Here is a 6,933-nt window from a genome sequence, read left to right on the forward strand (position 1 = left end):
AATGGGTGATCACCGAACTGCAGCGCGCGCACCCCGATGTGATCTTCCTGGCCGAGGCGTTCACCCGGCCGAAGGTGATGCACGGGCTGGCCAAGCGAGGCTTCACGCAGTCGTACACCTACTACACCTGGCGCAACACCAAGGAGGAGCTGGTCGAGTACTTCACCGAACTGGCCCACGGGCCGGGCAAGGAGTACTTCCGACCCAACGTGTGGCCCAACACGCCAGACATCCTGCATGAGCATCTGCAGGGCGGAGAGCCCGCGGTGTTCATGTCGCGCCTCGTCCTGGCGGCCACGCTGTCGGCCAGCTACGGCATTTATGGACCGGCCTACGAACTGCTGGAGCACTTGCCGCGGGAGCCCGGCAGCGAGGAGTACCTGCATTCCGAGAAGTACCAGATTCGCCAATGGGACTACGAACGGCCCGGCAACCTCTCCAGCTTCATCGCACACGTCAACCGCATCCGGCGCGAGAACCCGGCCCTGCACGCCAACGACAGCCTGCGTTTCCTGCAGATCGACAACCCGGCGCTCATCGCGTATGCCAAGCGCTCGCGGGACGGGGGCAACACCGTGGTCACGGTGGTGAACCTGGACGCGCACCACGTCCAGTCGGGCTGGGTGAACCTGAGCGCCGCGTGGGTCAATGGCGAGGGTGGCGAAGGTGCCGAAGGCGCACCATGGCAGATGCACGACCAGTTGAGCCACCAGCGCTTTGTGTGGCAGGGCGATTGGCATTTCGTGCAGCTCGACCCGCACCGCATGCCAGCCCATGTGTTCGTGGTGCGCCGCCGGGTGCGCAGCGAACACGACTTTGACTACTTCGAGTGAGCCCCGGCGGCACCCGGACACGCGAACGCTGCGCACCCCAAAACCAACGGCCGACGAATGACCATGAACGCTCTTCTCGCTCCACCACCCCACCAGGCGCCCGCGGACGCCCCTCCGGGCGCGCTCCCTGGAGGGCCTGCCGGTGCGCTGCCCGAGCCTGCGCCCGGCATCACGCCCGAGAATCCCGAGATCGACACCAGCGACGATCCACTGTGGTACCGGGATGCGGTGATCTACCAGCTCAACGTGAAGGCGTTCTTCGACAGCAACAACGACGGCGTGGGTGACTTCAAGGGGGTGACGGCCAAGCTGGACTACGTGAAGGAGCTGGGCGTCAACACCATCTGGTTGATGCCGTTCTACCCCTCGCCGCTGCGCGACGATGGCTACGACATTTCCGAATACGAAGACGTGCACCCCCAGTACGGCACGCTCCAGGATTTCCGCGAAATGCTCAACGCGGCGCACGAGCGCGGGCTGCGCGTGATCACCGAGCTGGTCATCAACCACACGTCGTCGGACCATCCCTGGTTCCAGGCCGCACGCCGCGCGCCGCCCGGCTCGCCCGAGCGCGACTTCTACGTGTGGAGCGACACCGACCAGATCTACCAGGGCACGCGCATCATCTTCACCGACACCGAGACGTCGAACTGGAGCTGGGATCCGGTGGCCAAGGCCTACTACTGGCACCGCTTCTTCAGCCACCAGCCCGACCTGAACTTCGACAACCCGGCCGTGCTGGAGGCCGTGTTCAAGACCATGCGCTTCTGGCTGGACATGGGCGTGGACGGCTTCCGACTGGATGCGATTCCCTACCTGGTGGAGCGCGACGGCACGAGCAACGAGAACCTGCCCGAAACGCACGCCGTGATCAAGAAACTGCGCGCGGCCATCGACGCCGAGTACAAGAACCGCTTCCTGCTGGCCGAAGCCAACATGTGGCCCGAGGATGTGCGCGAGTATTTTGGCGATGGCGACGAGTGCCACATGGCCTACCACTTCCCGCTGATGCCGCGCATGTACATGGCCATCGCGCAGGAAGACCGTCACCCCATCGTCGAGATCCTGCAGCAGACGCCCGAGATCCCCGAGGGTTGCCAATGGGCCATCTTCCTGCGCAACCACGACGAGCTGACGCTGGAGATGGTGACCAGCAAGGAGCGCGACTACATGTACAGCATGTACGCGGCCGACCCCCGCGCGCGCATCAACTTAGGGATACGGCGCCGGCTCGCCCCGCTGATGGAAAACGATCTCGACCGCGTGAAGCTCATGAAGAGCATGCTGCTGTCCATGCCGGGCTCGCCGATCATTTACTACGGCGACGAGATCGGCATGGGCGACAACGTGTTCGTGGGCGACCGCAACGGCGTGCGCACGCCCATGCAATGGAGCCCCGACCGCAACGCCGGATTCTCGCGCGCGGACCCGCAACGCCTGTACCTGCAACCCATCATGGATGCGATGTACGGCTACGAGGCGCTGAACGTGGAAACACAGGCGCGCGACCAGAGCTCGCTGCTGAACTGGACGCGCCGCATGCTCGCCGTGCGCAAGACCAGCCATGCCTTCGGGCGGGGCAAGCGCACCTTCCTCAAGCCCGGCAACCGCAAGATCCTCGCCTACCTGAGCGAGTACGAGGACGACGTGATCCTCACCGTGTTCAACCTCTCGCGCGCGGCGCAGCCGGTGGAACTGGACCTGTCGGCCTACAAGGGCCGCGCACCGGTGGAGATGCTCGGGCGGGTGACCTTCCCGCCCATCGGCGACCTGCCTTACCTGCTCACCCTGCCCTCTTACGGCTTTTACTGGTTCCGCCTGTCGGCGGAGGCAGTGATCCCGCCCTGGCACCAGGACGGGCTGGACCTGCAGGAGCGCCCGGTGCTGGTGCTCTTCGACGGGTGGACCAGCTTCTTCCGCGACCGCGTGATGCCCTGGCGCATCGGGATGGCCGAGCGCATGCGCGCCCAGTTCGAAACCGACACGCTGCCCCGCTACCTGGAGTTGCAGCGCTGGTACGCGGCCAAGGGTCAAGCCGTGCGGCGGGCACGCATCGACGACCACGCGGTGTGGACTGAAGCGGGCCACGAATGGATGCTGCCCCTCCTGTCCATTGAGGGCCCTCAGGAGAGCGCCGCCTACTTCGTGCCGCTGGCGCTGGCCTGGGAAGAAACCGATGAGGAGCGGCTCAAGCGCCTGAGTCCCGGCGGCCTGGCGCGCATCCGCCAGCAGGCCAATGTGGGCGTGATGGGCGACGCCTTCCACGACGAGGTGTTCTGCCGCGCGGTGGTCCGCGCCATCGGCGCCAACCGCGAGGTGGCGACCGAACGTGGCGTGCTGCGCTTTCGGCCCACGTCGGCATTCGCAGGCCTGGCGCAGGACCTGGACGAGCTGCCCGTGAGCCGCCCCGGGGCGCAAAGCAGCAACACCGTGGTCACCCTGGGCGAGAGCCTGTTCCTCAAGGGCTACCGGCGACTGCGCCCGGGCGTGAACCCTGAGCTGGAAGTGGGCCGGTTCCTGACCGAGGTGGCGCGCTACCCGCACTGCGTGCCCGTGGCGGGCGCGCTCGAGTACACGGCGCACGACGGAACGCAGATGACACTGGCGCTGGTGCAGTCGTACGTGGCCAACCAGGGCGATGGCTGGGACTACACACTGGGCTACCTGGAGCGGTTCCTGGAAGACATCCGTCTGTCGCCCGACGAACCTCCTGCGGATGTGCACGGAGGCTACCTGGAGCTGGCCGCCATGCTGGGCCGGCGCACGGCCGAGCTGCACCGCGCGCTGGCGCTGCGCACCGGCTACCCGTCGTTCGACCCCGAACCGCTCACTGCGCAGGACCTGCAGGCCTACCGGGTGCGCGCCGCCACCGAAGCGGGCGAGACGCTGGCGCTGCTGGAGCGCCGCCTGGCTGACTTGCCCCCGGCCACCCAGGCAGACGCACAGGCCGTGCTGGCGCGGCGCCCGGCCGTGCTCGAACGCATCGAGGCTGCTGCGAATGACCCTGCGGCATTGCAGGCCGGCGGCGTCAAGACCCGCTACCACGGCGACTACCACCTGGGCCAGGTGCTGGTGGCGGGCAATGACTTCGTCATCATCGACTTCGAGGGCGAACCCGGCCGAAGCTTCGAAGAGCGGCGCGCCAAGGGCTCGGCGCTGCGCGATGTGGCGGGCATGCTGCGCTCGTTCAACTATGCGCGCTGGGCCGCACTCAAGCACGCCTCGCAAAGCACCGAAGAACTGCTGCGCCTGGACGCGGCCGTCCAGCAATGGGAGCAAGCCACGCGCACGGCATTTCTGGAGGCCTATGCCGGCGCCACCGCCCGCGCCAGCGGACACGAACGCGAAGGCGCGGACGCACTGCTGCGCCTCTTCGAGCTGGAAAAGGCGCTGTACGAATTGCGCTACGAGCTGAACAACCGCGCGGACTGGGTTCAGGTGCCGCTGCAGGGCATCCTCGCGCTGATCGGCGCCGCTGGCGCCTCCTGAAACCTCGGGGCACGCAGCCATACCCCTTTTCAACCGAGAGACATCCATGGACAACATCGGAATTCACCTGGAACCGGCGCGCGCCATGCTCTTCCAGGTGGGCGCTTTTCTGCCGCGCGTCCTGATCGCCCTGCTGGTCGTGCTGGGCGGCTGGCTGCTGGCCAAGGCGGCCCGCTTCGCCGTCACCCGCGGCCTGCGCGCGATCAACTTCAAGGTGCTCACCGAGCGCGCCGGCCTGGACGGCTTCTTGCGCCAGGGCGGCATGGAGGGCGACACCACCTCCATCTTCGGCTTGCTGGTGTACTGGCTGGTGCTGCTGGCAGCGCTGCTGGTGGCCTTCAACGGCCTGGGGCTGAGCTACGTCACCGCCTTGCTCAGCCGCGTGGTGTGGTTCCTGCCCAATGTGTTCATCGCCCTGCTGGTGCTGGCCTTTGGTGCCTACTTTGCGCGGTTCGTGGGCAACACTGTTACGGCCTACTGCCGGCGCCTGAAGCTGCCCGACGCGGCGCTGCTGGGCAGCGTGGCGCAGTACGCCATTGTGGTGTTCGTGGTGCTCATTGCGCTGGACCAGTTGCAGGTGGGCGGCAGCATCGTGCGGCAGAGCTTCCTGATCATCCTGGGCGGGGTGGTGTTTGCCATTGCGCTGGCGTTCGGCCTGGGCGGCAAGGACTGGGCGGCCGACCGCATCGAAAGCTGGTGGCCCCGCACCCGCAGGCCGCTGGACCCGCCTCCGGGGCAGCGCGAGACCCCGCCAGACGACGAAAGCCGCCTGGGCTGACTCCCGGCCCAAGCCCGCCGGGCACGGGCGATCAGACCCGCAACAGCCCCCGAAAACCCCGCGCCGCGTAGTACGACTGCGCGCCGTTGTGGTACACGAACACGCGCCCGTAGCGGCGGTCTCCAAACAGGGCGCCTCCCAGCGCGCGCACGTCCGCGGGCGTGGCCAGCCAGCTGGAGGTTTTCAGATCGAACTCGCCCAGGGCCTGCAGGGCGCGGTATTGCGCTTCATCCAGCAATTCGACGCCCATCTCTGCAGCGGCTTCGGCGGCGCTGCCTTGGGGCTTGGCCTCCTTGCGCGCGTCCCATGCCGCGCGGTCATAGCAAAGGCTTCGGCGCTCCGCCGGGCTTTCTGCGGAGCAGTCGCAAAAGAGGTATTGGCCGCTGGCCTCGTCGCGGCCCAGCACGTCCGGCTCACCGCCAGAAGACTCCATCCTCGCGAGCACCTCGAGCGCTGTGGGGTTGGCATCGAGGCGGGCCGCCACCTGCTCCCAGGCGATGCCTGCATGCCGGTGGGGATGGCGCGCAAAGCGGGCCTGCAGGCGCTGGAGGAGGTCGTCTCGTTCTTGCTTTTTCATGGGCTTTCGGAGGGTTCCTGGACGGTTGGTAAAGGCTTGGCGATACGTTTGCACAATATGCCCACACCTCCGCCCATGTCTGCGACAGGGTGATTTGAATTTAGCACAAGTGTGCTAAATTTCGCCTCATGGACGCCAAGACGCAAAAAGCCGAGCTCACGCGCGCCGCCATCGTGGGCGCCGCGCTGGACCTGGCTGCGGCCGAGGGACTGGAGTCGATCACGCTGCAGGCCGTGGCCGATCGCGTGGGGCTTTCCAAGAGCGGCGTGTTCTCCCGCGCGGGTTCGCGCGAGGCGCTGCAGAAGGCCGTGATCGAGGAGTTCGGCCGCCGCTTCCTGGCCGACGTATTCGTGCCCGCAATGCAGCAGCCCAAGGGCTTGCCGCGCCTGGACGAGATCGTGCGCCGCTGGATCGCCCGCACGCGGGACGTGGAGGCTTTCACCGGCTGCATCTACACCGCCGGTGCCTTCGAGCTGGACGACCGCGACGGCGAGCTGCGCGACCTGCTGCACAGCGAGATCACCCGCTGGCGCGCCGCGCTGCGCCGCACGGTGGTGCAGGCCATCGAGGCGGGCCACCTGGCACCGGACACGCCGCCCGAGCAGTTGGTGGGCGAGATCTACGCCACCATCATGGGCCTGCTGCACGACGTTCGCTTCTTGCGCGATCCGCAGGCCGTGCAGCGCACCGAGGCGTCCTGGGCCCGCCTCAAACAAAGCTACCTTCCCCGCTGAGCCTGGCGCACTTTTCGGCACGGACGCGTCTGGCTCATTTTTCCGCCCTAATTTCGCACAATCGTGCGAAGAAAGGAAACACCATGTTGATCTTCCTGATCGCCGTTTTGGCTTTCGCACTGGTGGCCGCCTTGGCCCGCATCGCCGCAGGGCTGTGGCGTGCGATGGCGGGCCTGCCGCGCAGCAACCGCGACTGGGTCTTCTATTGACCCTGCCCGCGCTTCGTTCTCCCCACACCCCGTTTCTGGAGCTTGCGATGACCTCTTCCATCACCACCCCCTTGCACACCACCGGCCGCTACTACGGCGAAAGCCCGGGCATGCGGCTGGTGCGCCTGGCCCTGGGCACGGCGCAGCGGCTGTGGCCCGCGCTGGCCGTGCGCGCGGCCTACCGCGTCTTTGGCACGCCCCTGCCGCTGCGCAAGCCGGGCCGCCGCGGCGCCGAGCTAGGCGGGACCTGGCGCACCCAGCGTTGGCCGTTTGGAGACGCGGAGATCACCCTGTACACGCCCGCCGCGTTGCC

Annotated in this window: 5 protein-coding genes and 2 pseudogenes; 6 read left to right on the plus strand and 1 reads right to left on the minus strand. The window is 67.3% G+C overall.

The genetic code is table 11. The features are described from left to right. From MRY84_RS22500 to MRY84_RS22510, 3 genes and pseudogenes are all read left to right on the plus strand, one after another. A pseudogene (locus MRY84_RS22500) lies at window positions 1–833 on the plus strand (alpha-1,4-glucan--maltose-1-phosphate maltosyltransferase); the annotation flags it as partial. A gap of 63 nt (window positions 834–896) precedes the next feature. Next, window positions 897–4,322 (plus strand): maltose alpha-D-glucosyltransferase, encoded by a 3,426-nt coding sequence (gene treS / locus MRY84_RS22505; RefSeq protein ID WP_291507895.1) that lies wholly within the window; start codon window positions 897–899, stop codon window positions 4,320–4,322. A 46-nt stretch (window positions 4,323–4,368) separates the two neighbouring features. Beyond that, window positions 4,369–5,100, plus strand: a complete 732-nt coding sequence (locus tag MRY84_RS22510) for a hypothetical protein (RefSeq protein ID WP_291507896.1) — start codon at window positions 4,369–4,371, stop codon at window positions 5,098–5,100. Between the two features lie 31 nt (window positions 5,101–5,131). Here the strand turns inward: MRY84_RS22510 and MRY84_RS22515 are convergent, their stop codons facing one another. Continuing rightward, entirely contained in the window at window positions 5,132–5,677 is a 546-nt protein-coding gene (locus MRY84_RS22515) for a DUF4256 domain-containing protein (RefSeq protein WP_291507897.1), read from the minus strand. Between the two features lie 128 nt (window positions 5,678–5,805). On the opposite strand from MRY84_RS22515, the gene MRY84_RS22520 reads away from it, so the two are divergent. The 3 genes and pseudogenes from MRY84_RS22520 to MRY84_RS22530 form a co-directional block, all read left to right on the plus strand. Then, window positions 5,806–6,411, plus strand: coding sequence for a TetR family transcriptional regulator (locus tag MRY84_RS22520; protein ID WP_142149516.1), 606 nt, complete (start codon window positions 5,806–5,808; stop codon window positions 6,409–6,411). Between the two features lie 83 nt (window positions 6,412–6,494). After that, the gene (locus MRY84_RS22525; RefSeq protein WP_291507898.1) at window positions 6,495–6,620 is read left to right on the plus strand and encodes a hypothetical protein; all 126 of its coding nucleotides are present in this window, start codon (window positions 6,495–6,497) and stop codon (window positions 6,618–6,620) included. Between the two features lie 47 nt (window positions 6,621–6,667). After that, window positions 6,668–6,933: pseudogene (locus tag MRY84_RS22530) on the plus strand (alpha/beta hydrolase); the annotation flags it as partial.

The organism is Acidovorax sp., from assembly GCF_022763525.1.
GTDB lineage: Bacteria > Pseudomonadota > Gammaproteobacteria > Burkholderiales > Burkholderiaceae_C > Acidovorax.